The organism is Catenulispora sp. MAP12-49 (assembly GCF_041262705.1).
Taxonomy (GTDB): domain Bacteria; phylum Actinomycetota; class Actinomycetes; order Streptomycetales; family Catenulisporaceae; genus Catenulispora.
In genome coordinates this window covers 1-23,995 of sequence record NZ_JBGCCP010000070.1, presented here as the reverse complement: position 1 = coordinate 23,995, position 23,995 = coordinate 1, and the positions used below count along the sequence as shown (strand labels likewise).

The following is a 23,995-nucleotide window of genomic DNA, read 5'->3' as shown; positions in this document are numbered from 1 at the left end:
TCGCCCGACGCCCAGTTCTGCTTCTGGTTGATGATCGTGTCCACGGCCACCGCGGTCTTGCCGGTCTGCCGGTCGCCGATGATCAGCTGACGCTGACCACGGCCGATCGGGGTCATCGAGTCGATGGCCTTGATACCGGTCTGCAGCGGCTCCTTGACCGACTGGCGCGCCATGACACCCGGCGCCTGGAGCTCCAGGATGCGGGTGCCCTCGGCCTCGATCGGGCCCAGGCCGTCGATCGGCTCGCCCAGCGGGTTCACCACCCGGCCCATGAACTTGTCACCGACCGGGGTGGACAGGATCTCGCCGGTACGCGCGACCCGCTGCCCCTCCTCGATGCCTTCGTAGTCGCCCAGGACCACGACGCCGATCTCGCGGACGTCCAGGTTCAGGGCGATGCCCAGGGTGCCGTCCTCGAACTTCAGCAGCTCGTTGGTCATGGCCGAGGGCAGGCCCTCGACCTTGGCGATGCCGTCACCGATCTCGGTGACGGTGCCGACTTCGTCCTTCGACGCCTCGGGCGCCTCGTAGGAAGCGACAAAGCGCTCCAACGCGTCCCGGATCTCCTCCGGACGGATCGTGAGCTCCGTCATGAGTATTCCTGCTCTCCTAGAATCATCCGGGCCGGGCAACGGCGGGCCCGGCTCGTCTGCCGGAGTTCCGCCCGCCGCCACCACCCGCAGGTCGTTTCTGGTGGGTACTGCTAGATCTTCAATTGGGCACGGTGAGTGCTTCTTGTACGACGCTAAGCCTTGACGCCGAGCGCCGCTGCGTCGGCTCGCGGACTCAGCCGGCCAGCTGCCGCTGCGCCTGGCCCAGCCGGGTCGCCACGGTGCCGTCGATGACCTCGTCGCCGATCCGCACCGACAGCCCGCCCAGCACCGCCGGGTCCAGGTCCACGTTCAGGTGGACCTGCTGGCCGTACAGCCGCTTGAGCACCGCCGCGAGGCGGTCGCGCTGCTGCTCGGTCAACGGGAGCGCCGCGGTCACATAGGCGATCAGCCGCTGGCGGCGCGCGGCCGCCTCCTTGCCGATCTCCGTCAGGCCCGCGCTGATCGACCGGCCGCGCGGGTTGGCCACCAGTCGGCCCACCAGGCGGTACGTCGTCGTGTCGACCTTGCCGGACAGCAGCCCGTCGACGAGCGCGACCCGCTTGTCGGCCGGAACCCGGCCGTCGGCCAGGGCCAGCGCCAGGTCGCCGTTGGAGTCCAGCAGCCGGCCCAGCCGGAACAGCTCGTCCTCGACGTCGTCCAGCTTGCCGTCGCGCTCGGCCACGGCCAGGTCGGCACGGACCGCGAGGTTCGCGACCGCGTCGGCCAGGTCGCGCGGGGCGCTCCAGCGGGACCGGGCCAGGCCGGCCACCAGGGCGGCGGCGTCGGCGCCGATCTTGCCGGCCAGCAGCGCGGTCGCGATGTCCGCGCGCTGGGCCGCCGGCCGGGCCGGGTCGGTCAGCATGCGGCGCAGCGCCGCGTCCTTGCCGAAGGCCACGGACACGGCCGACAGGTCGTCGGCCACGGCCGCGATGTCAGCACCCGGCGCCGAGGTGAGCGCGTCGAGGCGGTCGGCTCCGGCCGCGAGAGCCTCGCGGCTGGCGCCCTGCATCAGGCACCCGCCTTAGCACCGGACTGGGCTTCCGCCTTGGCTTCCAGCTCGGCCAGGAACCGGTCGACGGTGCCGCGCTGGCGGGCCTCGTCTTCCAGCGACTCGCCGACGATCTTGCTCGCCAGCTGGATCGCCAGCGTGCCCAGGTCGCCCTTGAGCGCGGCGCGGGTCGCGGCGGCGTCGGCGTCGAGCTGGGCCCGGCCGGAGGACACCAGGTTGTCGCGCTGCTCGGTGCCGTCGGCGCGCATCGACGCGACGATGTCGGCACCCTGTTCGCGGGCGTGCTGGGTGATCTTGGCGGCCTCGTGGCGCGCCTCGGTCAGGTTGCGCTGGTACTCCTCCTGCAGCGCGGCGGCGGCCGCTTGGGCCTCCTCGGCACGCTGCATGCCGCCCTCGATGGCGTCGGTGCGCTCATCCAGGGTCTTCTTGATGCTCGGCAGGAGCTTCTTCCAGAAGATCACGAAGATGATCAGGAACGCGATCGTGCCGATGACGAGCTCGTCGCCCTTGGGCACGACCGGGTTGAACTCACCGGCCAGCACGACTGCGGTGTTCGCAGCAGGCATCATGGTCTACCTTCCCTAGGTCCGTAGGGGCTCGGGTCGGCGCTTTACTTCAGGACGAACGGCGCCACGAAACCGAGCAGCGCGAGCGCCTCGGTCAGCGCGAAGCCGATGAACATGTTGGTGCGGATCATGCCGGCGGCCTCGGGCTGGCGGGCCATGGCCTGCACGCCGTTGCCGAAGATCAGGCCGACGCCGATGCCCGGGCCGATGGCCGAAAGACCGTACCCGAGGAAGCCCATGCCGGACAGCTTGATGTCGGTGCTGGCGAGGGTGGTCAGAGCAGCGCTCATGTCTCTCGTTTTCCTTCTGGTTGGCCGGCGGGCGTTCTGCCAACCGGTCGCTTATAGGTCATGCGTGATCTTGAGTTGTGGTCTTGCACCACGTCCCCTTGGGAACAAGGAGCCGCACGTCTGCGTTGGCCGCTTAAGAGGAACACGGCCCTATGTGGTTCTAGTGCGCTTCCTCAAGAGCACCCTGCAGGTAGCTCGCGGTCAGCATCACGAAGATGTAGGCCTGAAGCGCCTGGATGAACAGCTCGAAGCCGGTCATCACGATCGCCATGGTGAAGGACGCGCCGGAGAACACGATCCCCTTGACGCTGAACATGTACCAGGCACCGGCGGCGAACGTCGCCAGCAGCAGGTGGCCGGCGAACATGTTCGCGAAGAGCCGGATGCCCAGGGTGAACGGCCGGATGAAGATGTTCGACAGCAGCTCGATCGGCGTCAGGATGACCAGGATGCCCAGCGGCACGCCGCTCGGGACGCCGAGGACGCGGAAGTAGCCCAGGCCGTGCCGCTTGAAGCCGGCGTACATGTAGGTCAGCCAGACCATGATGGCCAGGGCCAGCGGGAAGGCGTATACCGAGCTCACCGGGAACTGGATGCCCGGGACGAACGACATGATGTTCATCAGCCAGACGAAGAAGAAGAGCGAGAACAGGAAGGGCACGTACTTGTCGCCCTGCTTGCCCATCGAGTCGCGCGCGATGCGGTCGCGCACGAAGAGGTAGGCCACCTCGCCGACGTTCTGCACGCCGCGCGGGACCATCTTCGGCTTGTTGAAGGCGGCCCAGCCGAAGGCGACCATCAGCACGATGATCAGCGCGACGATCAGGGTCGGCTTGGTGACGCCGTAGCCGAGGATGTGGAAGGCCGGGCGGGTGGAGAAGTCGAAGTCCTCCGAGCTCGGCGAGACGTGGCTGAAGCCGCAGTTGTTGCTGCCGAAGAGGTGGCAACCGCTGCTGTCCGTGCTCAGTGCGCCGACACCGGCGGCAAGACTAAGACTCATCGTGTGTATCCAGACTGGCTCATCGTGACGGCAACCTTCAGGTGTCGGCGCGTCCGGGTCGTCCCCGGGCGCGCGATCGGCACTGGATGTGTCGTGGCTATCGGTCGTGCTGGTCGAACTGGTCCTGCCGGTCCTGCTGCTGCGCGGTCGCGTCCTCGGGCTCGACGTCGGCCAGGGCGCGGCGCTTGCGGAGCAGTGCTTCGCGTTCCTGCCTCTCCAGCACCGACACCTGCCGGAGCGTGAGATACAGACCCGCGGCGAGTCCGAAGATCACCCCGATCGGTGCGAACACGTTCGAGGTGCCGGCCCACTTGTCGATCAGCCAACCCAGGCCGCCGTAGAGGACCATGCCCGTCAGCAGGTAGCCCGTGATCGAGGCCGGATCGACCTTTTTCTCGGGTCTCCCGGTGGGGGTTTTCGGCTTGCGTGTACTGCTCATGCTGCTCATGCCGCCTCGGACGATAGCAGGAGAGATGACCTTCCCTGAAACCCAGCTGAGAAGGCGTGAGCGGCACGCTGGAATGCGTTAGGAACTCGTGACCTGGCACCGTTCGATTCCGAACAGAGGGCAGGCGAGGCGTCAGCGCCGGCCGGTAACACAGTCCGGTTCCGGCGGTGAGCAGGCGAGGAGTCAGTACCGGCCCACAGGCCGGTTTATGGGAGGTCATGGGTGACTACCGGCCGCCGAGGGGCGTCGGTTCGGACTCGGCGGTGCTCTCGGGGCGCTTGGGCGCCGCGGGCTTGAGCGAGTCCGGGATCGCGGAGGGGTCCGCGTAGAAGATCTTCGTTTTCAGCACCGCGCGGGTCTCGGCGGCCAGCCACACCAACGTCAGGCCCAGCATGGTGAACCCGAAAGAGCGGAAGTGGAACAGCGTAGTGTGCTTGAACGCGATCATCAGCGCGGCAAGGAAGAAGATCTTGCCGAGGTAGGTGAGCATCGCGTAGCCCAGCAGCATCTGCGGCTGCTTCTGCGCGACCCGGCTGATGACCACGATCGTCACCGAGAAGAAGGCCAGAGTGATGACGCTGCCGAGCAGCGATCCGATCAGGCCCTTGCTGCCGACCAGCACGGTGCAGAGCACGACGGCGATGGCGCCGGCGACAGCGGTCGGTACCGCTGCTCCGCGCAACAATCGGGCGTCAATGGCCTGCATGGCTTCCCTCAAGAAGTCTTGTAGGTCGCGCGCTGCCGGGGATCCGGCACCGCGTCGTGTCGGTTCAGGTTACGGGGGCGGTTCGGATTTCTCACAACCCCTCATCCCCTTGTTCGTGAAAGCTATCACAAGCTCGCCTCCTACGCACGAACCGGTTTTCGCCCGCCCCTCGACCTGTGTTTTTCCGGCCCTGCTCCGTCAGAGTGCGTACTTCTTCAGCTGGGAGAACGTACCCGGGGTGGACACAGGGTCACGATCGGGTGGACACCAGGTGTGATCAACGCGACAGCGTGCGGGGGCGCATGCCGCCGTCGGGATTCGTGTTGTCGGCGCCGTTCTCCGCCGATGCGGCTATGGCCGGGATGGCCGACTCGCCCTCGGCGGGCCCGCCGGTGCTCCCGGCTCCGGCGCGGTGCCGGGCCGTGGGAGCCGAACCCACCCGCAGCGCCTTGGTGCGCAGCCGCTCCCGGTGGTCGCCCAGGCGCGGTCCCAGCAGCATCAGCAGTCCCACCAGTGTCATCGCTATGGCGCCGTAGACGATCGGCTGGCGCGAGGGCGTCACGGCGAACAGCACGGTGACGAACGCGACCAGCGCCGACCAGAAGTACATGATGAGCACGGCGCGCCGCTTGGAGTGCCCGATCTGCAGCATCCGGTGGTGCAGGTGGCCCTTGTCGGCGGCCAGCGGGGACATGCCGGCCTTGGTGCGGCGCACCACGGCCATCACCATGTCGGCGATCGGCAGCAGGGTGACCGAGATCGGCATGATCAGCGGCAGGTAGGCCGGCACCAACTTGTGCACCGAGCTGGTCTGGCTCAGTCCCGCGCCCAGCTGGTAGGGGTCGATGCCGCCCATGACGGTGATGGAGGTCGCGGCCAGCAGCATGCCCAGCAGCATCGAGCCGGTGTCGCCCATGAACATCCGGGCCGGGTGCCAGTTGTGGGCCAGGAAGCCCAGGCAGATCCCGACGGTGACGATCGCGATCAGCGCCGGGGCGGTGGCGCCGCTGAGCTTGTAGCTGATGGCCAGCCGGTAGCAGTAGGCGAAGGAGGCCAGGCCCGCGATGCAGGTGATGCCGGCGGCCAGGCCGTCCAGGCCGTCGACGAAGTTCACCGCGTTCATCAGCACCAGCACCAGGAACACCGACACCACGATGGACAGCGTCGGGTCCACGGCCACGATGCCGATGCCGGGGATCACCAGCCAGCTGATCTGGATCCCCTTCACCACCATCACCGAGGCGGCGAAGATCTGGCCGGCGAACTTGGTCAGCGGGTCCAGCTCGAACTTGTCGTCCACCATGCCCAGCACCACCACCAGGAAGGTGCCCCACAGCAGCGCCTGGATGGTGTTGGACTCGCCGTAGACGTCGCGCTCCAGCATCGGGAAGTGCCCGGCCACGGTCAGCGCGGCGGCCAGTCCGATGAACATGGCCAGCCCGCCCACCCGGGGCTTGGGGGTCTCGTGCACGTCCCGCTCGCGGATCACCGGGACCAGTCCCAGCCGGATGGCCAGCGCCCGGACCGGGCCGCCGAGAAGGAGGGTCACCGCCAGTGCCACCGTCATGGCGAGCAGGTACTCCCTCACGGGATCCTCTCCGATTCTCTCGCTGTGTACTGCGGGGCCTAACAGGGTCTGACTAGGACAGTCGACCACCGATGAGCGGTGGTCCTCGGAGGATCAGGTGGATCAGGTGTCACCCGCGTCCCGAGACAACCCTACGCCGACTACCGGCAGGCGGTGCGTCACAACTGTGGAACGGAAGCGGTCATCGGCAGAACTTCTTCTCCGCGGCGAACGGGTCTGCCGGGACGACCAGCGCCGTCCTGCTCACCGCGCCGGTGAGGTTGCTCCAGAACCGGCCGGCGGTCATGGGCTGTCTGGTCGAATCCAGCAGCTCCTTCAGCGCCCCGCAGCCCATCGCGTGCCGTGCGGCCGCCACCTCGGCCGGGGAGACACCGTCGAGGACCACCCTGGTGTCCACGACGGCCGGATCGCCGTAGTCGGCCAGGATCCAGGCCCACGGCAGCTCCTTCTCGTGGCCGGGCCGGCCGGGGGTGGTGACGGTCAGGTGCGCGCCGACCGGGTTGGCCAGCCCGAGCGTGTCGACGACCTCGTCCCCCAGCGGGGTCTCGGCGCCGGCCGCGCCGAGCCGCCCGGCGGCCACCGCGAAGGGGAAGGGCAGGCTGGGGTCGAGCGGGACGTCTATCCCGCCCTCGGAGGTGAGGACGCGCTGTCCGTGCGCGGCCCACGAGGCGATCGCCAGCCCGATTCCCCGCTCGCGGTTGGTGTATGCCGCCGAGGTGTCCGGGTTGGGCCGTCCGGTCCACTGCTGGTAGCCGACACGCTCGTCCTCGGCGACGGCGTGCTTCTGGTCGTAGAAGTGGACCGAGTAGGTGGGTCCGCAATAGGCGGCCCAGGCCGCGGTCGCGGCGACGGCCGACGCCAGGACCTTCGTCACCGGCACGAGAAGTACCGGCAGGACGAGGAGGAAGAGGACCGGCAGGACCATGCGCGCGTGCATGAAGTCACCGCCGACCTTCACCACATAAAGGCCGAGCAGCAGACCGGCGATCACCGGCGTCGCCAGCAGGATCGCGGTACCGCGGTCCTTCACCGCGCTCCTCTTCATGAGATGAGCGATGGCGGCGGCAAGCAGGATCGCCAACGGAATCCAGACGAAGTAGCCCTTTAGCGTTTCCTCGACATAGCGCCAGCCGCGGTTCCACTGTGAGCCGTCCGCGGACTTCGCCAGTGCGGGAAGCGGGACGAGTTCGCCGTAGTAGCCCGCGCGCAGGAACTCCGTGACGAGCGGCAGCGCTTGCGCCGTAACGAAAAGCAGGACCGTGCGCCGTTTGCCGGGGCGTATGAGGAACCACGCCGCGGCCGCGAAGACCGCTTCCAGGAGCGCGAATTCGGGCCGGACCAACGGCGCCAGGCCTATCAGGAAGGCCACCGCGTACTGCCGCCGGGCGTCGGGCGACTGCGCGCACCAGGCGACCAACGCCAGCCAGCACAGCCCCAGCCACAGGATCTCCAGGCCGGTCTCCAGCCCGGAGGTCGCGAAGTCCCAGAACGGCGAGACCCCCAGCAGCACCAGCGCACCGGCCGGCAGGAGCACCTGCCGCGGCTTGCCGCTCAGCCGCGCATGGAGCCGCGCGGTGGCGAACAGCGAGGCCGTCACGCCGCCCACGGCGCACAGCAGCCCGGCGAGAATGGCGACCCGCGCCACGTCCACCCCGGTGAGACCGCCCCCGATGGTGAGCAGCAGGGTCCACAGCGTCGAGGTGTCGGTCTCGGCCCGCTCGTAGGGCGAGTAGACGGGCCCGTGCCCGGCGAGGATCTGGCGCACCGTGCGCACCGCGATCATCCCGTCGTCGGCTATCCACCGGCGCTGGTAGGCCAGCACGGCGTAGGCGAGGGTGGTCGCCGCCATCAGCGCCAAAGTGACGGGATGGTGGCGGCGGCCGATCGCGGCGGCGGCGCGGACCGGGTTGACGGTGTCGAACAGGGGCCGGCGCGGGGCGGGGATGCGGATGATGGGACGGTCGGGCTGGCCGGGCTGGTTGGGCTGATCGGGCTGGTTGGGCTGATCGGTGGCCGACTCGGGCTCGCCGGACAGATCGGCTGTCGGCTCGAGCCGGCCAGGCAGATCATCGGTGGGCTCGGGCTCGGCGGTCTCCCTGCGCTGGCCGGGCAGATCAGCGGCCTGTTGCTGCTCCGCCTGCTCGGATCGCGCACCGCCCTCGGCCGCCTCGCCACCGGGACTCTGCTCGGCCTCGCCGGGCACGCCGGTATCCGTTCCCTGGTTCCCCACCCTGCTCCTCCCAGCGCCCTCGGCCCAGCCAGCCGAGGTTACTCGGCGCGGGTCAGCGTCGGAGCCACTTCCCGCAATTGGTCGAACGTGAGCGCGCCTTCGCGCAGCAGGAGCGGGGCGGTGCCGGTGACGTCGACGATGGAGCTCGCGCCGCCCTCGGCGCCGACCTTGCCGGCGTCCAGGTAGACCGAGACCGCGTCGCCGAGTTGGTCCTGGGCCTCGATCGCGCTCTGCGGGGCGGGCATGCCGCCCTTGTTGGCGCTGGAGACGGCCATCGGGCCGGTCTCGGTGAGCAGTTCGATCGCCACCGGGTGCAGCGGCATGCGGACCGCGACGGTGCCGCGGGTCTCGCCGATGTCCCAGGTGAGGGTCGGCTGGTGCATCGCCACCAGGGTCAGGCCGCCGGGCCAGAAGGCGTCGACCAGTTCCCAGCCGACCGCGGGCATGCCGGCCACCAGGCCGTGCAGGGTCGCGGGCGAGGGCACCAGGACGGGGCTGGGCATCGACAGGCCGCGGCCCTTGGCCTCCAGCATGGCGCGGACGGCCCAGTTGGTGAACGCGTCGGCCCCGATGCCGTACAGGGTGTCGGTCGGCATCACCACCAGCTCACCGCGCCGGACGGCGCTGGCCGCCTCGCGGAGGCCCGTCTTGCGCTGCTCGGGGTCGGTGCAGTCGAATCGGCGGCTCATGGGGCGTGAGTCTACTGGCCGATCCCGCGTGCGTGGTCGGCCCGTCCCCGCCGATGCCCCGCCGCCGATCGCCGACCGATCCGCGCCGGCGGTCCTCAGCCCTTGCGGGCCGTCACGAACCGCGGCCGGTTCGTCAGGTCCCGGTGGTCGGACGCCTCGGCCCAGCCGCGCTCCTCCAGGAAGATGCGCTGCACCTCGCCGCCCTGCTTGTCGGAGTGCTCGAACGCGGCCCAGCCGCCGGGCTTCAGCAGCCGCTGCGCGGTGCGCTCCAGGCCGCGGATCAGGTCCAGGCCGTCGGGGCCGGAGAACAGCGCCAGCTCCGGGTCGTGGTCGCGGGCCTCGGGGGCGACGTACTCCCACTCGGTCAGCGGGATGTACGGCGGGTTGGAGACCACCACGTCCACCCGGCCGTCCAGTTCCGGCAGCGCGGTCACCGCGTCCGCCAGGTGCAGGGTCACGCGCTCCCCCGCCTCCGCCGCCGCGATGTTGCGCGCGGCCCAGGTGTAGGCGTTCTCCGACAGCTCCACGGCGTGGACCCGGGCGCGCGGGACCTCCTGCGCTATCGACAGCGCGATCGCGCCGGAGCCGGTGCACAGGTCGACGATCAGCGGCTCGGCGACGTCCAGCGCCCGCAGCTTGTCGATGGCCCAGCCGACCATCACCTCGGTCTCCGGCCGCGGGACGAACACCCCCGGGCCGACCGCGAGCTCCAGGTAGCGGAAGTAGGCGGCGCCGGTGATGTGCTGCAGCGGCTCGCGGTTCGCGCGGCGGGCGACGACCTCCCAGTACCGGGCGTCGAAGTCGTGGTCGGGGACCCGGTGCAGCTCGGCGCGGCGCACGCCGTGCACCCAGGCCGCCAGCTCCTCCGCGTCGTGCCGGGGCGAGCCGACGCCGGCCTCGGCCAGGCGCAGCGCGGCCTGCGCGATCTCGGCGCGCAGCAAGGAGGAGCCCTTGGCATCGCCGGCCGACGACGGCCCGCTCGTCGGATCCTGTGCCACCGGAGTGGAATCGCTCACCGGTATTCCCGCCGCCTCAGTTGCCCCCGGCCGCGAGTTTCGCGGCGGTGTCCGCGTCGACGCAGGCCTGGATCATCGCGTCCAGGTCGCCGTCGAGCACCTGGTCCAGGTTGTACGACTTGTAGCCGACCCGGTGGTCGCTGATGCGGTTCTCCGGGAAGTTGTACGTGCGGATGCGCTCGGAGCGGTCCATGGTCCGGATCTGCGACTTGCGCGTGTCCGAGGCCTCCTTGTCCGCCTCCTCCTGCGCCACCGCCAGCAGGCGGGCGCGCAGGATGCGCATCGCGGACTCCTTGTTCTGCAGCTGCGACTTCTCGTTCTGGCAGCTCACCACCACGCCGGTGGGCAGGTGCGTGATGCGGACCGCGGAGTCGGTGGTGTTGACCGACTGCCCGCCGGGGCCGGAGGAGCGGAAGACGTCGATGCGCAGGTCGTTGGCGTTGATGTCGACCTCGACCTCCTCGGCCTCGGGCAGCACCAGCACACCGGCCGCCGAGGTGTGGATCCGGCCCTGCGACTCGGTCACCGGCACGCGCTGCACGCGGTGCACGCCGCCCTCGTACTTCAGCCGCGCCCAGACGCCCTCGCCGGCCTCGTTGACCCGGCCCTTGACCGCGACCTGCACGTCCTTGTAACCGCCGAGGTCGGACTCGGTCGATTCCAGGACCTCGGTCTTCCAACCCTGGCGCTCGGCGAAGCGCATGTACATGCGCAGCAGATCGCCGGCGAAGAGCATGGACTCCTGCCCGCCCTCGCCGCCCTTGATCTCCAGGATGACGTTCTTCTCGTCCATCGGGTCGCGCGGGATCAGCAGCTTCTGCAGCCGCTCCTCCAGCACGGTGCGGCGCTCCTGCATCCCCGGGATCTCCTCGCCGAAGGCGGGGTCCTCGGCGGCCAGTTCCTCGGCGGCGGAGATGTCCTCGCCGACGCTCTGGTACTCCCGGTAGGTCTCGGCGATGGGGCCGAGTTCGGCGTAGCGCTTGCCGAGCTTGCGGGCGACATCCTGGTCGGCGTGGACGGACGGGTCCGCCAGCTTCGTCCCCAGCTCGGCGTACTCGGCGAGCAGGTCGTCGATGACCTCGAACATGTCACGTCCTCAAGTTGATGCCAGCAAGGGAAACGCCCGGAGCAAACACAACGGCGGCGCCGGAGCCGCCGGACCCGAGGGTCCACGGCACCGGCGCCGCCGCGCGCACTACTTGCTGGCGTCCTTCTTGCCGAAACGAGCCTCGAAGCGCGCCACGCGGCCGCCGGTGTCGAGGATCTTCTGCTTGCCGGTGTAGAACGGGTGGCACTGCGAGCAGACCTCGGCGTGGATCACGCCGTTCGGCGCGGTGCTGCGAGTCTGGAAGGTCGCGCCACAGCCGCAGGTCACGGTCGTGACCTGGTAGCTCGGGTGGATGTCAGGCTTCATTTCGGCTCCTTGAGGTCGAGTGGCCGCCGGGTCTCCATATACGTGGGGTGAACCGGGACCGACGAACCATCTTAACGGGAGTCGGGGGGTGCTTATTCCACGCTTGCCAGCACCCGCTCCAGGAACTCCAGCGTCCGGCCCCAGCTGGCGTGCTTCGGGTCCAACACCTCGAAGTGCCCCATGCCGGGGAACTCCGCGAGCTCCACCTCGTCGCCGGCCTCCCGGGCCGCGTCGGCGAAGTTCCGCGACTGCGAGATCGGCACCCGGTCGTCCTCGTCGCCGTGCACCAGCAGCAGCGGGGTCTCCAGCGGCAGCAGCGCCGAGGGCGAGGCCGCCGCGTAGCGGTCCGGGACCTCCTCCGGGGAGCCGCCGAGGAACTCCATCGTCGCCGGCACGTCCAGGACGCCCAGGCCCTCGCGCGGGGAGCCGACGCCCAGCCGATCGGCGGCCGCGTCGTACAGATTGGCCACCCCGGCCTGCGAGACGGCGGCCGCGACCTGGAACTCCGAGGACAGCCACAGCGCCAGGTGACCGCCGGCGGAGTGCCCGACCAGGGCCGTGCGATCGGTGTCCAGCGGGTGCTCGGCGGACAGCGCGCCGAGCTGGTCCAGCGAGGCGGCGACGTCGTCCAGCGTGACGCGCCAGGACTCCCCGCCCCCGCCGTCGCCGACCCGGCGGTAGTCGATGTTCCAGGCCGCGAAGCCGCGCTCGGCCAGATCCTCGGCCAGCGGGTCCATCAACTCGCGGTCGAAGGGGGTGCGCCAGAACCCGCCGTGGATCAGCACCACAACCGGGAACGGCCCCGCACCCTCCGGGACGAAAAGCTCGCCGACCTGGGAGGGATGGGGACCGTACGGGTAAGACGCCGGGGTGATCGTCACCCCGGCCACCTTACTGACTTCTCAAGGAAACCGTTACTCCTGCGGACCGACCGCGGTCTTCTGGATCGTCATCAGGAATTCGGCGTTCGACTTGGTCTTCTTCATCCGGTCCAGCAGCAGCTCCATGGCCTGCTGCTGGTCCAGCGCGTGCAGGACGCGGCGGAGCTTCCAGACGATGCTGAGCTCCTCGGCGCCGAGCAGCAGCTCCTCCTTGCGGGTGCTCGACGGGTCGACGTCGACCGCCGGGAAGATGCGCTTGTCGGCCAGCTTGCGGTCCAGCCGCAGCTCCATGTTGCCGGTGCCCTTGAACTCCTCGAAGATCACCTCGTCCAGGCGCGAGCCGGTCTCCACCAGCGCGGTGGCCAGGATGGTCAGCGAGCCGCCGTTCTCGATGTTGCGCGCCGCGCCGAAGAACTTCTTCGGCGGGTACATCGCCTGGCTGTCCATACCGCCGGTGAGGATGCGGCCGGAGGCCGGGGCGCTGGTGTTGTAGGCGCGGCCCAGGCGGGTGATCGAGTCCAGCAGGATGATCACGTCGTGGCCGAGCTCCACCAGGCGCTTGGCCCGCTCGATCGCGAGCTCGGCGACCGTGGTGTGGTCGTCGGCAGGCCGGTCGAAGGTCGAGGCGATGACCTCGCCCTTCACCGAGCGCTGCATGTCGGTGACCTCTTCGGGCCGCTCGTCCACCAGCACCACCATCAGGTGGCACTCGGGGTTGTTCTGGGTGATCGCGTTGGCGATGGCCTGCATGATCATGGTCTTGCCGGTCTTGGGCGGGGCCACGATCAGCCCGCGCTGGCCCTTGCCGATCGGCGCGATCATGTCGATGATGCGGGTGGTCAGGATGTTGGACTCGGTCTCCAGACGGAGCCGGTCCTGCGGGTACAGCGGCGTGAGCTTGTTGAACTCCGGGCGCTGCCGGGAGGCCGCCGGCTCCAGGCCGTTGATCGAGTCCAGGCGCACCAGGGCGTTGAACTTCTCGCGGCGCTCGCCGTCCTGCGGGGCGCGGATCACGCCGGTGACCGCGTCGCCCTTGCGCAGGCCGTTCTTGCGGACCATGGCCAGGGAGACGTAGACGTCGTCGGGGCCGGGCAGGTAGCCGGAGGTCCGCACGAAGGCGTAGTTGTCCAGGATGTCGACGATGCCGCCGACCGGGATCAGGACGTCGTCGTCGCTGATCGTGGTCTCGACCTCGCCGCCGCCCTCGCCGCGGCCGCGGTTGCGGCGGTTCTGCCGGTCCTCGCGGTTGCGGTTGCGGTCCCGGGTGCGCCGGTTGCCGCGGCGGTCGTCGAAGTCGTCGCCGGAGCCGCCCGAACCGCCGGAGCCGCCCGAACCGCTGGAGCCGCCCTGGCTCTGGCCGCCGCCGGAGGTCTGCTGGCGCTCGCCGCCGCCCTCGCCGCCCCGGCCGCGCTCGCGGCGGTTGTTGTTGCTGTTGTTCCGGTCGCGGCGGTTGCGCTGCTGGTCGCCCTCGCCGCCCTGGCCGCCGGAGTTGGCCTGGCCGCCGGCGGCCTCGGCGGTGGCGGTGTTGGCAGTGGCGGCAGCCGGCGCGGCCTGGCCCTCGGCGACGGCCACGGCGCTCTCGGCGGCCTTGCTCGCGCGCTCGGTGCGCTCGGGGCGCTCAGCACGCTCGGCCCGCTCGGTGCGCTCAGCGCGCCCGGCAGCCTCGGCGGGGGCCTTCTCGGCCCGCTCGCGCTGCGGCTGCTCCGGGATGTCGGCCCGGACCTCAGAAGGCTGAGTCTGCTCCGCGGCGGCCTTCTCGGCCGCGGCGGCGGTGTTGCTGCGGGTGCGGCGCGCGGTGGTCCGGGCGGGCGCGGCAGCGGCGGCGGGCTCGGCCTTCGCGGCGCCGCCGTTCTTCTCCTGAATTGCCTCGACGAGCTGGCCCTTGCGCATCCGCGCGGTACCGGTGATCCCCAGGCTCACGGCGTAGGCCTGGAGCTCGGGGAGCAGCATCGAGGACAGCCCCTTGCCGGCACGCCCGGCGGGGGCGGTGGCGGGGGATTCAGTCGTGGTGTCGCTCACGAAGCGATCCTTCCTGGTCGCCGGCTCCGAGCGGACTTCCGCTTCCGGGCCGGGGACAGGTGCTGGTTGTGAAGAGCTGTGTTGAATTGGAACCGAGGTCGCGATGCAGGTACCCGCGCGGACGCGGCGCTGTGCTGGACAAGTTCGGCACAGGCCGGTCGCGGATGCTTTTCACACGGGATACCTAGACCGCACTCGCGCGAATCGCCGCCGCCGACGGTCGTGGCCGCCAAGGGAGGGGAGTCGCGCTGTCGCTCACCAGTGGAGACGTAGGTGCTCGACAGGAGAGTAACACCTCGTGGTGGTCAACGGGACGCCGAGCTTGACGCGCCGTCCCAAGGAAAACCATACGCGGGCGCTGCTCTCATCAATCACAGTCCCCCGTGGCGTGGGTTTGAACCCCTATCCGATGTGTCGGAATCCAGTCCCCGCCCCGCGCCTTCGGTTGAGCTCAAGGATACCGCACCGGCGCTGTCGACGGCGAGGCCGAAGGCCTGCCAGCCCTGCGGCACGACCCGGCGCCCGGCCGCGATCACCGCCTGGACCTGCTCTTCCGTCGTCAGAACCAGAACGGTCGGGCCGGCGCCGGAGACCACGGCGGCGTGCCCCTGGTCGCGCAGCGCGGCGATCAGCGCGGCCGAGGCGGGCATGGCCGGCGCCCGGTAGTCCTGGTGCAGCCGGTCCTGCGTGGCGGCCAGCAGCAGCTCGGACCGGCCGCCGATGAGCGCGGCGGACAGCAGCGCGGCCCGCCCGGCGTTGCGCGCGGCCTCGGCGTGCGGCACCAGCTTGGGCAGCAGACCCCGCGCGACCTCGGTCGAGAGCCCTTCGGCGGGCACGAACGCCACGGCCCGGACGGCCGGGTCGGGCGTGATCGCCAGCACCCGCGCGGTCGCCGCGGAGGCATCGGAGATTTCACCCGCTTGGTCCAACCAGGCGATGGTGAACCCGCCGCGCAGGCAGGCCGCCACGTTGTCGGGGTGCCCCTCCATCTCGGTGGCCAGCTGGAGCACGGCGTCGTCGGACAGCGTCGCCCCGACGGTCAGCGCCCGGGCGGCCACGATGCCGGCGCAGATCGCCGCCGCCGAGGAGCCCAGGCCCCGGGCGTGCGGGATCCGGTTGGCGCAGACCAGCTCGAGTCCCGGCGGACGGGCCCCGAGCCGGTCGAACGCGGCCCGCATGGCACGGACCACGAGGTGCCCCTCGTCGCGGGCGACCGTCTCGGCGCCCTCGCCGGCGACGTCCACCTTCAGTCCGGAGTCTGCTATCCGGACCATCACCTCGTCGTACAACCCGAGCGCCAGGCCCAGGGAATCGAAGCCGGGTCCGAGGTTCGCGCTGGTGGCCGGGACGCGGACGCGTACCGGGGCGGCTCGGAAGACAGGGCTCGGCATTGTGCTCCGTTCGTGCTCCAGATATGAAGCCCTCACCTTTATCAGAACGTTCCTTAGGTAAGGCTGAGAGCCTCGGCGACCGCGGCCACGTCGGCCGGCACCGCCTCCGGCAGCGGCGGCGCGGCCTTGACCGCCCACTCGGGGTCCTTCAGACCGTGCCCGGTGACGGTGATCACGATCCGCTTGCCGGACTCCAGCCGGCCGGCTTGAGCCAGCTTGAGGATCCCGGCCACGCCCGCGGCGGAGGCCGGCTCGACGAACACGCCCTCCTCGGCCGAGAGCACCCGGTGCGCGGCCAGGATCTCCTCGTCGGTCACCGCCTCGATGACGCCGTCGGAGTCCTCGCGCGCGGCGACCGCCAGGTCCCAGGACGCCGGGTTGCCGATCCGGATGGCGGTGGCGATGGTGTCCGGGTGCTCGACCGGAGCGCCGAGCACCAGCGGGGCCGCGCCGGCGGCCTGGAATCCGAACATGCGGGGCGTGTGCGAGGCCTGACCCTCCTTGGCGTACTCCTGATATCCGAGCCAGTACGCGGAGATGTTCCCGGCGTTGCCGACCGGCAGCGCGTGGATGTCGGGGGCGTCGCCGAGCACGTCGACGACCTCGAAGGCGGCGGTCTTCTGGCCGTGCAGCCGGACCGGGTTGACCGAGTTGACCAGCGCCACCGGGTACTTGGCGGCCAGCTCGCGGGCCAGCCGCAGGCAGTCGTCGAAGTTGCCCTGGACCGGCAGCTGGGTCGCGCCGTGCGCCAGCGCCTGGGCCAGCTTGCCCAGCGCGATCTTGCCGGCCGGCACCAGCACCGCAGGCCGGAGCCCGCCGCGCACGGCGTAGGCCGCCGCCGAGGAGCTGGTGTTGCCGGTGGAGGCGCACACCACGGCCTCGGCGCCGGCCTGCTTGGCCAGCGAGATCGCGGTGGTCATGCCCCGGTCCTTGAAGGATCCGGTCGGGTTCATGCCCTCGACCTTGATGAACACCTCACACCCGGTGAGCGCGGACAGCCGCGGCGCGGGCAGCAGCGGCGTGCCGCCCTCGCCCAGCGTGACCACGGGCGTGCCGGCGTCGACCGGCAGCCACTGTCGGTACTCCTCGATCACGCCTCGCCAAGCCATGTCCGCCGTCTCCTAAAGGAAGAGGTGCTATTCGGATTCCACACGCATGACGCTGGACACGTCACGCACGAAGTCGAGCGCCCGCAGCCGGTCCACGGTCGCGGTCAGGGCCGCGTCCGGGGCCAGGTGCGTGACGATCACCAGCTGCGCGTCCAGGCCGCGCCCGGACTGCCGCACGGTGGCGATCGATACGTCCTGTTCTGCGAAGATACCCGCCACCGCCGACAGCACGCCCGGCTTGTCGTCGACGTCCAGGCTGATGTGGTAGCGGGTCCGCGCCTCGCCGACCGACCGGACGGTGAGCCCGGCGTAGGCCGTCTCGGCCGGCCCGCGCCGGCCGCTCACCTTGTTCCGGGCGACCGCGACCAGGTCGCCGAGCACCGCCGAGGCGGTCGGCGAGCCGCCGGCCCCGGGGCCGTAGAACATCAGCTGGCCGGCCGACTCGGACTCGATGAACACCGCGTTGTAGGCCTCCCGCACGCTCGCCAGCGGGTGGCTGCGCGGGATCATCGCCGGGTGCACGCGCGCCGAGACCTTGCCGGCCTCGACATCCACCTCGCAGATCGCCAGCAGCTTGACCACGGAGTTCATCGCCCGGGCCGAGGCGATGTCCGCCGCGGTGACCTCGGTGATGCCCTCGCGGTGCACGTCGGAGGCGGTGACCCGGGTGTGGAAGGCGAGCCCGGCCAGGATCGCGGCCTTGGCCGCGGCGTCGAAGCCCTCGACGTCGGCGGTCGGGTCGGCCTCGGCGTAGCCCAGCGCGGTGGCCTCCTCCAGCGCCTCGGTGAAGCCGGCGCCGGTGGTGTCCATCCGGTCCAGGATGAAGTTGGTGGTGCCGTTGACGATGCCCAGGACCCGGTGCACCCGGTCGCCGACCAGCGACTCGCGCAGCGGGCGCAGCAGCGGGATGGCGCCGGCCACGGCGGCCTCGTAGTAGAGGTCCGCGCCGTGCTTCTCGGCCGCCTCGTAGAGCGTGGCGCCGTCCTCGGCGAGCAGCGCCTTGTTCGCCGACACCACGGACTTGCCGGACTCCAGCGCCGCCAGGATCAGCGCCCGGGACGGCTCGATCCCGCCGATGACCTCGATCACCAGGTCCACGTCGTCCCGTTTGACCAGGCCCTCGGCGTCCGTGGTGAACAGGTCCGGGTCGACCCCGGCCACCTCGCGCGCGCGGTTCGGCCGGCGCACGGCGATCCCGGCCAGCTCCAGCGGGACCCCGACGCGCGCGGCCAGATCGGCGGCGTTGGCCGTCATCAGGCGCGCGACTTCCGAGCCGACTACCCCACAGCCCAGCAGTGCCACCTTCAGCGGCTCAGTACGCATCGTGAATCCCCATCGCCTCGGTCGGTGCCACACACATCTGCGGGCATGGCACTGTCAGTCTTGTCAGTCTCGCCGAATCCCACTCCTCGACAACCCGTCGTCCGGGATGTGGGACCGCCGTGCAGCGCTATCCCAGGTCAAGCCCCAGCAGGTCGTCCTCGGTCTCACGCCGCACGATGACCCGCGCCTCGCCGTCCCTGACCGCGACCACCGGCGGCTTGAGCAGGTGGTTGTAGTTGCTGGCCATCGAGCGGCAGTAGGCGCCGGTCGCGGCGACCGCCACCAGGTCGCCGGGAGCGGTGTCGCCGGGCAGCCAGGCGTCGCGGACCACGATGTCGCCGGACTCGCAGTGCTTGCCGACCACGCGGGCCAGCGTCGCCTCGGCCTTGCTGGCCCGGCTGACCAGCGCGACGGAGTACTCGGCGTCGTACAGGGCGGTGCGGATGTTGTCCGACATCCCGCCGTCCACTGAGACATAGGTACGCAGCCCCGGCAGCGGCTTCACGGTGCCGACCTCGTAGAGCGTGATCCCGGGAGGACCGGCGATGGCCCGGCCGGGCTCCACGGACAGGCGCGGACGCGCCAGGCCCGCGGCGTCGCACTCGCGCGCCACGATCTCCTTGAGCCGCCGCGCGGTCTCGGCGACCGGCGCGGGGTCGTCGGCCTCGGTGTAGGCGATGCCCAGGCCGCCGCCGAGGTCCAACTCGGGCAGCTCGACGCCGTGCTCGCCCTTGATGGCGGCCAGTGCCTCGGTCAGCCGGTGCGCGGCCACCTCGAAGCCGGCGGTGTCGAAGATCTGGCTGCCGATGTGCGAGTGCAGACCGGTCAGCTCCAGGTGGTCGGCGTGCTTCAGGACGCGCGCCACGGCTTCGACCGCGGCGCCGCCGGCCAGCGAGAAGCCGAACTTCTGGTCCTCGTGCGCGGTGGCGATGAACTCGTGGGTGTGCGCCTCGACGCCAGGGGTGACCCGCAGCATGACGCGCTGCCGGACGCCGCGGTCCGCGGCGACGGCGGCCAGCCGCTCTATCTCGTCGTGCGAGTCGACGATGATCCGGCCGACCCCGGCGTCCACCGCGCGCTCCAACTCGGCCACGGACTTGTTGTTGCCGTGGAAGCCGAGCCGGTCCGCCGGGAAACCGGCGCGCAGGGCGACCGCGAGTTCGCCGCCGGAGCAGACGTCCAGATGCAGGCCCTCTTCGGCGGCCCACTTGGCGATCGCCACGGAGAGGAAGGCCTTGCCCGCATAGAAGACGTCGGCATCCGCGCCGAACGCCTCGACCCACTCGCGGGCCCGCCGGCGCCAGTCGTCCTCGTCGATCAGGTACGCCGGGGTGCCGAACTCGCGTGCCAGCTCGCGGACGTCGGCGCCGGCGAAGGTGACCGCGCCGGACTCCTCGTCGCGCGCCACCCCGCCGGGCCAGATCTTCTGGCTCAGCCGGTTCAGGTCCGCCGGGGCGGCGCCGTGGCCGCCCTCCGGCAGGACGTCGGCGTAGCGGGGCCCGGCGGGGTGCGCGCTTCTACTCATGGACCGAAAGTGTTCCCTACTTCAGGTCCGATTTGTCACATGCGCTCAGGGGCCGAGACGCCGAGGAGGTCAAGACCGTTGCGGAGCACGGTCTGCGTGGCCTCGACCAGCCAAAGCCGGGCGCGGTTCACGTCGGTCGGCGGCTCGTCGCCGAGCGGGAGGATGCGGCAGTCCTTCTTCTCGGACTGCCAGGCGTGGTACTTCTTCGCCAGTTCCAGCTCGAGGTAGTGCGCGACCTGGTGGACCCTGCGCAGCCCGGCGGCCTGGGCCACGACCCGGGGGAACTCGGCCAGCGCCGCGAGCAGTTCCTCCTCGCGCGGGTGCGAGAGCAACTCCGGCTTGAAGTCCTCGGGAGCGCCCTTGTCAAAGCCCAGTTCGGCCGCGTTGCGCTTGACCGAGGCCATCCGCGAGTGCGCGTACTGGACGTAGTAGACCGGGTTCTCGGCCTTCTGCGAGGTGAGCAGGTCCACGTCCAGCACCAGCTCGTGGTCGACGCTGGAGCGGGCCAGCGCGTACCGCGCCGCGTCCACGCCGATCATGTCGATCACGTCGTCCAGCGTGACGATGTTCCCGGTCCGCTTGGAGAGCTTGACCTCCTCGCCGTCCTTCACCATCTTCACGAACTGGCCGATCAGGACCTCGATGTCCTTGTCCGGGTCGTCGCCGGAGCACGCGGCCATCGCCTTGAGCCGGCCGACGTAGCCGTGGTGGTCGGCGCCGAGCATGTAGATGCACGGCGAGTAGCCGCGGTCCCGCTTGTTCAGGTAGTACGCGCAGTCCGCGGAGAAGTAGGTGCGCTCGCCGTTGGAGCGGACGATGACCCGGTCCTTGTCGTCTCCGAAGTCGGTGGTGCGCAGCCAGACCGCGCCGTCCTGCTCGAAGACGTGGCCCTGCTCGGCCAGCCGGTCCGCGACGCCCTCGACGTCGCCGGAGTCGTGCAGCGTCTTCTCGGAGAACCAGACGTCGAAGCGGGTGCGGAACTTCTCCAGCGACTCCTGCTGGAGCCGCAGCTGGAGCTTGTACCCGGCGGTGCGGAAGGCCTCGACCTGCGCGTCGGCCGGCAGCTGGGTCAGGACCGGGTGCTCCTCCAGGATCGCCTGTGCCAGATCCTTGATGTACGCGCCCTCATACAGGCCCTCCCCCGAGGGCACCTCCTGGCCGTTCGCCCGCAGTGCCAGCGACTTGCCGAAGTTGTTCATCTGGTTGCCGGCGTCGTTGATGTAGAACTCGCGCGTGACGTCGGCGCCGGCGGCCTCCAGCAGCCGGCCCAGGGCGTCGCCGACCGCGGCCCACCGGGTGTGGCCCAGGTGCAGCGGCCCGGTCGGGTTGGCCGAGACGAACTCCAGGTTGACGATGTGGGCCGCGAAGGTCTCGCTGCGCCCGTACGCCTGGCCCTGCTCGACGATGCTCTTGGCGAGCTCGCCGGCGGCGCCGGCGGCCAGCCTCAGGTTGAGGAACCCGGGCCCGGCGATGTCCACGCCGGCGATGCCCTCGACCTTTCGCAGGCGCTCGGCGAGCAGCTCGGCCAGCGCCCGCGGCGGCATACCGGCGGCCTTGGTCAGCTGGAGGGCGACGTTGGTGGCGTAGTCGCCGTGGTCGCGGTTCTTCGGTCGCTCGACGGTCACGGCCTCGGGGACCGTTGTCAGGGTCAGCACGCCGTCGGCGACGGCTTCCTTGACGGTGTCGAGGACGGCCTGGGAAAGCTGCTCGGGAGTCACCCGCCCTAGGTTACGGGATGCCTAGATTACGGGACGCGAGGCCAGCGCCCTCACCGCGTCGACCAGGTCCACCGGCTCGAAGGGCTTGGTGATGTAGGCGTCGGCGCCGGCCGACTCCCCGAGCCGCCGGTCCTCCGGCAGCGCCGCGGCGGTCACCACGACGACCCGCGGACGGCCCAGAGCCGGGTCGCGCTTGAGGCGCCGGAGCACGTCGAGGCCGCCGGGACCGGTCTCGGGCAGCAGCAGGTCCAGGGTCACCACATCGGTGCCCGGCACCAGTTCCAGGCACCGGGCGCCCGAGTCGGCCTCCTGGACCTCGAAGCCCTCCAACTCCAGGTTGATACGGATCAGTGTCCTGACGGTGTCGCTGTCGTCGACCACTAGGACGCGCCCCGAACCTGAGTTGTTCACGGGGCAACCGTAGCGGGCGATGATGAATCATCAACCCGTCGTGCTGCTCGGCGCCGGAGTCGACGGGAGCGTGGAGGACGGCTGCGCTCCGGTGGCGCCACCTGAGGGCGTTGCGGGGGGCGTCGGCGAGGGTGTAGCAGAGCCCTGAGGTTGAGTAGAGCTCTGCGGTTGAGTAGAGCTCTGCGGTTGAGTAGAGCTCTGCGGTTGAGATGAGCTCTGTGTTTGCGGAGGGCCCTGCGGTTGAGTCGGTGTCGAGCCCTGGTGCACCCCGCGCGGAACGTTCACCAGCGGCGGCGGAACCGTGACGTAGTGCTGACCGCCGTTGTCGTTGTCCCACTCCTGCCGGAACAACTGCCGCGGGTAGGCGTTCGACACCAACGCGCCGTTGCCGTCGAGCCAGCCGTTGTTGTCGATTTCCAACCCGTCCATGAACGGGTCCGCCATGACCGGCTGGCCGTCCTGGTCGTAGACGAGGACGCCGCTGAGCAGCTTGCCGCTCTGGTCGTAGACGTACAGGTTGGAGACCTCCTTGCCGTTCTCGGCGAGCCCTTGCTGCGGCGCCTGCTGAACGTAGGACACGCCCGAAGCCGTCTGGGCGTAGTCGTCCTGGCCGCCTGCCGCCGACAGCGCCATCGCGACGGTGAACAGGACGAGGATGCCCTCCCCCGCCCCCATCGCCCGGCGCCGCCAGCCCTCCGGCACGGTCCGGCGCGCCGCGTACACCGACGCCGGGACCGCGACCAGCAGCGCGATGAAGCCGGTGAACGTGCTGTTCCCGACCTGCGGGATGAGCGCGAAGTCGTGCCAGGGACCCACGTCCGTCGTCATCACCTCCAAAAGCCGCACCGCGACCCAGCCGCGCAGCACCCACCACGCGGGACGCAGCGAGGGCAGGAAATCCAGCACCTCGCGCCCCGCCCGGTGCCGGCGCGCCCGGCCCTCCGCGTCCGCCACCGCCTGTCGCGCCCTGGACCGCAGCGTCCGCCGCGGCCGGCGCGCACCGCCCGAGCCGCTCCCCTCCCCCGGCTCCGGCAATCCCGCCGCCTGTCGCAGCTCCCTGGCATACGCCGCCGGCGCGCCGAGGCGCTCGCGCAGCGTGCCGGCGTCCTCGGCCGCGACCTCGCGCAGGTGGTCCTCCAGGTCCTCCAGCAACTCGGCGCTGTCCTGCTCGGACAGGTCGGCGAACTGCGCCCGGACCTCGGCCGCGTATCCGGCCACCTCGTCGCCGGCGGCACCGTCACGGCCGCCGCCGGCTGTGCCCTCGAACTCCTGGGAACTCATACCCGATCACCCCTGTCCGCTCCGAGAAGCCGGTCCATCGTTCCGGCGAACACCCGCCACGTCGCCGTGGACTCCTTCAGTTGCGCCCGCCCGCTGGCGTTGACCCCGTAGTACTTCCGGTGCGGCCCCGCCTCCGAGGGCACCACGTAACTCGTCAGATATCCGTTGGCGTACAAGCGCCGCAGCGTTCCGTAGACCGACGCGTCCCCGATGTCCTCGAACCCGGCGACCCGCAGCCTGCGGACGATGTCGTAGCCGTAGCCGTCCTCATCGACCAGGACCGCGAGCACCGCCGAGTCCAGGACGCCCTTGAGCAGTTGTGTGGAATCCATCGCCCCTCCTGTGCGGAACACGGTACTACACATTGCACAGTACCGCGCGAAAAAAAGAAGCGCCCCTGACCTATGTGTGGGTGAGGTTCTCGTGTGGGTGCGGCTGGGGTGGGGGCTGACAGGCGTTTCTTGACGGCTTCGCGCGGGGTTTACAGGATCCGTTGGTGGCGCGGCTCGGGGTGGGTGACGTCGTGTGTGGGCGGCGGTGGTGTGGGCAGGTGGTCGGGTCTACTGCCACAGTCAAGAGCAAAAGCGGCAGTCAAGGGCAAGGTCAAGAGCCTGAAGAGCGCCTCCGGCGGCGCCTGCGCGGCGAGCGGCCTCACTCCGGGGAGTGGGGGCCGCGTTGTCGGGCGGCGGTTGTTGCTTGTGGTCGCCTCTGTCCCGGATTCCCCGTCGCATCGTCGCCTAACGGAAGCAGACCGGTCCGGTGGTATCAAGTCGGATCGCCCAGCTGGT

At 70.5% G+C, this 23,995-nt stretch carries 22 protein-coding genes and 1 pseudogene; all 23 read right to left on the bottom strand.

The genetic code is table 11. The annotated features are described in order from the left end of the window. Positions 1-593: pseudogene (locus ABIA35_RS48585) on the bottom strand (F0F1 ATP synthase subunit alpha); the annotation flags it as partial. Positions 594-786: 193 nt separating this feature from the next. Continuing rightward, the gene (locus tag ABIA35_RS48580; protein WP_370362544.1) at positions 787-1,602 is read right to left on the bottom strand and encodes a F0F1 ATP synthase subunit delta; all 816 of its coding nucleotides are present in this window, start codon (positions 1,600-1,602) and stop codon (positions 787-789) included. Next, positions 1,602-2,171, bottom strand: coding sequence for a F0F1 ATP synthase subunit B (locus tag ABIA35_RS48575; RefSeq protein ID WP_370342593.1), 570 nt, complete (start codon positions 2,169-2,171; stop codon positions 1,602-1,604). Before ABIA35_RS48575 ends, ABIA35_RS48580 begins: the two co-directional genes overlap by 1 nt. A gap of 41 nt (positions 2,172-2,212) precedes the next feature. Continuing rightward, entirely contained in the window at positions 2,213-2,458 is a 246-nt protein-coding gene (gene atpE, locus ABIA35_RS48570; protein WP_012785432.1) for an ATP synthase F0 subunit C, read from the bottom strand. Positions 2,459-2,618: 160 nt separating this feature from the next. Next, positions 2,619-3,458, bottom strand: coding sequence for a F0F1 ATP synthase subunit A (gene atpB / locus ABIA35_RS48565; protein WP_370342594.1), 840 nt, complete (start codon positions 3,456-3,458; stop codon positions 2,619-2,621). A 97-nt stretch (positions 3,459-3,555) separates the two neighbouring features. Continuing rightward, on the bottom strand, positions 3,556-3,906 hold the full coding sequence (locus ABIA35_RS48560; protein WP_370362543.1) for an AtpZ/AtpI family protein: 351 nt from the start codon (positions 3,904-3,906) through the stop codon (positions 3,556-3,558). 226 nt (positions 3,907-4,132) lie between these two features. After that, complete coding sequence (locus ABIA35_RS48555; protein ID WP_370342596.1) at positions 4,133-4,612, bottom strand: hypothetical protein; 480 nt, start codon at positions 4,610-4,612, stop codon at positions 4,133-4,135. Between the two features lie 277 nt (positions 4,613-4,889). After that, positions 4,890-6,200: a glycosyltransferase family 4 protein gene (locus ABIA35_RS48550; RefSeq protein WP_370362542.1), complete on the bottom strand. Its 1,311-nt coding sequence runs from the start codon at positions 6,198-6,200 to the stop codon at positions 4,890-4,892. Positions 6,201-6,381: 181 nt separating this feature from the next. Continuing rightward, a complete protein-coding gene (locus ABIA35_RS48545; protein WP_370362541.1) occupies positions 6,382-8,430 on the bottom strand; it encodes a hypothetical protein in 2,049 nt (682 codons plus the stop codon). A gap of 38 nt (positions 8,431-8,468) precedes the next feature. After that, on the bottom strand, positions 8,469-9,119 hold the full coding sequence (locus ABIA35_RS48540; protein WP_370342600.1) for an L-threonylcarbamoyladenylate synthase: 651 nt from the start codon (positions 9,117-9,119) through the stop codon (positions 8,469-8,471). A gap of 95 nt (positions 9,120-9,214) precedes the next feature. Beyond that, complete coding sequence (gene prmC, locus ABIA35_RS48535; RefSeq protein WP_370342619.1) at positions 9,215-10,060, bottom strand: peptide chain release factor N(5)-glutamine methyltransferase; 846 nt, start codon at positions 10,058-10,060, stop codon at positions 9,215-9,217. Between the two features lie 91 nt (positions 10,061-10,151). Then, complete coding sequence (prfA, locus tag ABIA35_RS48530; protein ID WP_370342601.1) at positions 10,152-11,222, bottom strand: peptide chain release factor 1; 1,071 nt, start codon at positions 11,220-11,222, stop codon at positions 10,152-10,154. Between the two features lie 108 nt (positions 11,223-11,330). After that, the gene (rpmE, locus tag ABIA35_RS48525) at positions 11,331-11,549 is read right to left on the bottom strand and encodes a 50S ribosomal protein L31 (RefSeq protein ID WP_194909381.1); all 219 of its coding nucleotides are present in this window, start codon (positions 11,547-11,549) and stop codon (positions 11,331-11,333) included. 92 nt (positions 11,550-11,641) lie between these two features. Beyond that, positions 11,642-12,430 carry an alpha/beta hydrolase family protein gene (locus tag ABIA35_RS48520; protein WP_370362540.1) on the bottom strand — a complete coding sequence of 263 codons (789 nt, stop codon included), beginning with the start codon at positions 12,428-12,430 and terminating at the stop codon, positions 11,642-11,644. Positions 12,431-12,463: 33 nt separating this feature from the next. Continuing rightward, complete coding sequence (rho, locus tag ABIA35_RS48515; protein WP_370362539.1) at positions 12,464-14,449, bottom strand: transcription termination factor Rho; 1,986 nt, start codon at positions 14,447-14,449, stop codon at positions 12,464-12,466. Positions 14,450-14,820: 371 nt separating this feature from the next. Then, positions 14,821-15,840 (bottom strand): homoserine kinase, encoded by a 1,020-nt coding sequence (gene thrB / locus ABIA35_RS48510; protein WP_370362538.1) that lies wholly within the window; start codon positions 15,838-15,840, stop codon positions 14,821-14,823. 53 nt (positions 15,841-15,893) lie between these two features. Beyond that, a complete protein-coding gene (gene thrC / locus ABIA35_RS48505; RefSeq protein WP_370362537.1) occupies positions 15,894-16,949 on the bottom strand; it encodes a threonine synthase in 1,056 nt (351 codons plus the stop codon). Between the two features lie 27 nt (positions 16,950-16,976). Next, positions 16,977-18,272, bottom strand: a complete 1,296-nt coding sequence (locus ABIA35_RS48500; RefSeq protein WP_370342606.1) for a homoserine dehydrogenase — start codon at positions 18,270-18,272, stop codon at positions 16,977-16,979. A gap of 127 nt (positions 18,273-18,399) precedes the next feature. Beyond that, positions 18,400-19,797: a diaminopimelate decarboxylase gene (lysA, locus tag ABIA35_RS48495; protein WP_370362536.1), complete on the bottom strand. Its 1,398-nt coding sequence runs from the start codon at positions 19,795-19,797 to the stop codon at positions 18,400-18,402. 35 nt (positions 19,798-19,832) lie between these two features. Continuing rightward, the gene (gene argS, locus ABIA35_RS48490; RefSeq protein ID WP_370342608.1) at positions 19,833-21,515 is read right to left on the bottom strand and encodes an arginine--tRNA ligase; all 1,683 of its coding nucleotides are present in this window, start codon (positions 21,513-21,515) and stop codon (positions 19,833-19,835) included. Between the two features lie 21 nt (positions 21,516-21,536). Next, a complete protein-coding gene (locus tag ABIA35_RS48485) occupies positions 21,537-21,926 on the bottom strand; it encodes a response regulator (protein WP_370342609.1) in 390 nt (129 codons plus the stop codon). A 30-nt stretch (positions 21,927-21,956) separates the two neighbouring features. After that, positions 21,957-23,207, bottom strand: coding sequence for a hypothetical protein (locus ABIA35_RS48480; protein WP_370362535.1), 1,251 nt, complete (start codon positions 23,205-23,207; stop codon positions 21,957-21,959). Then, positions 23,204-23,539: a PadR family transcriptional regulator gene (locus ABIA35_RS48475; protein ID WP_370342611.1), complete on the bottom strand. Its 336-nt coding sequence runs from the start codon at positions 23,537-23,539 to the stop codon at positions 23,204-23,206. Before ABIA35_RS48475 ends, ABIA35_RS48480 begins: the two co-directional genes overlap by 4 nt. Positions 23,540-23,995: the final 456 nt, after the last annotated feature.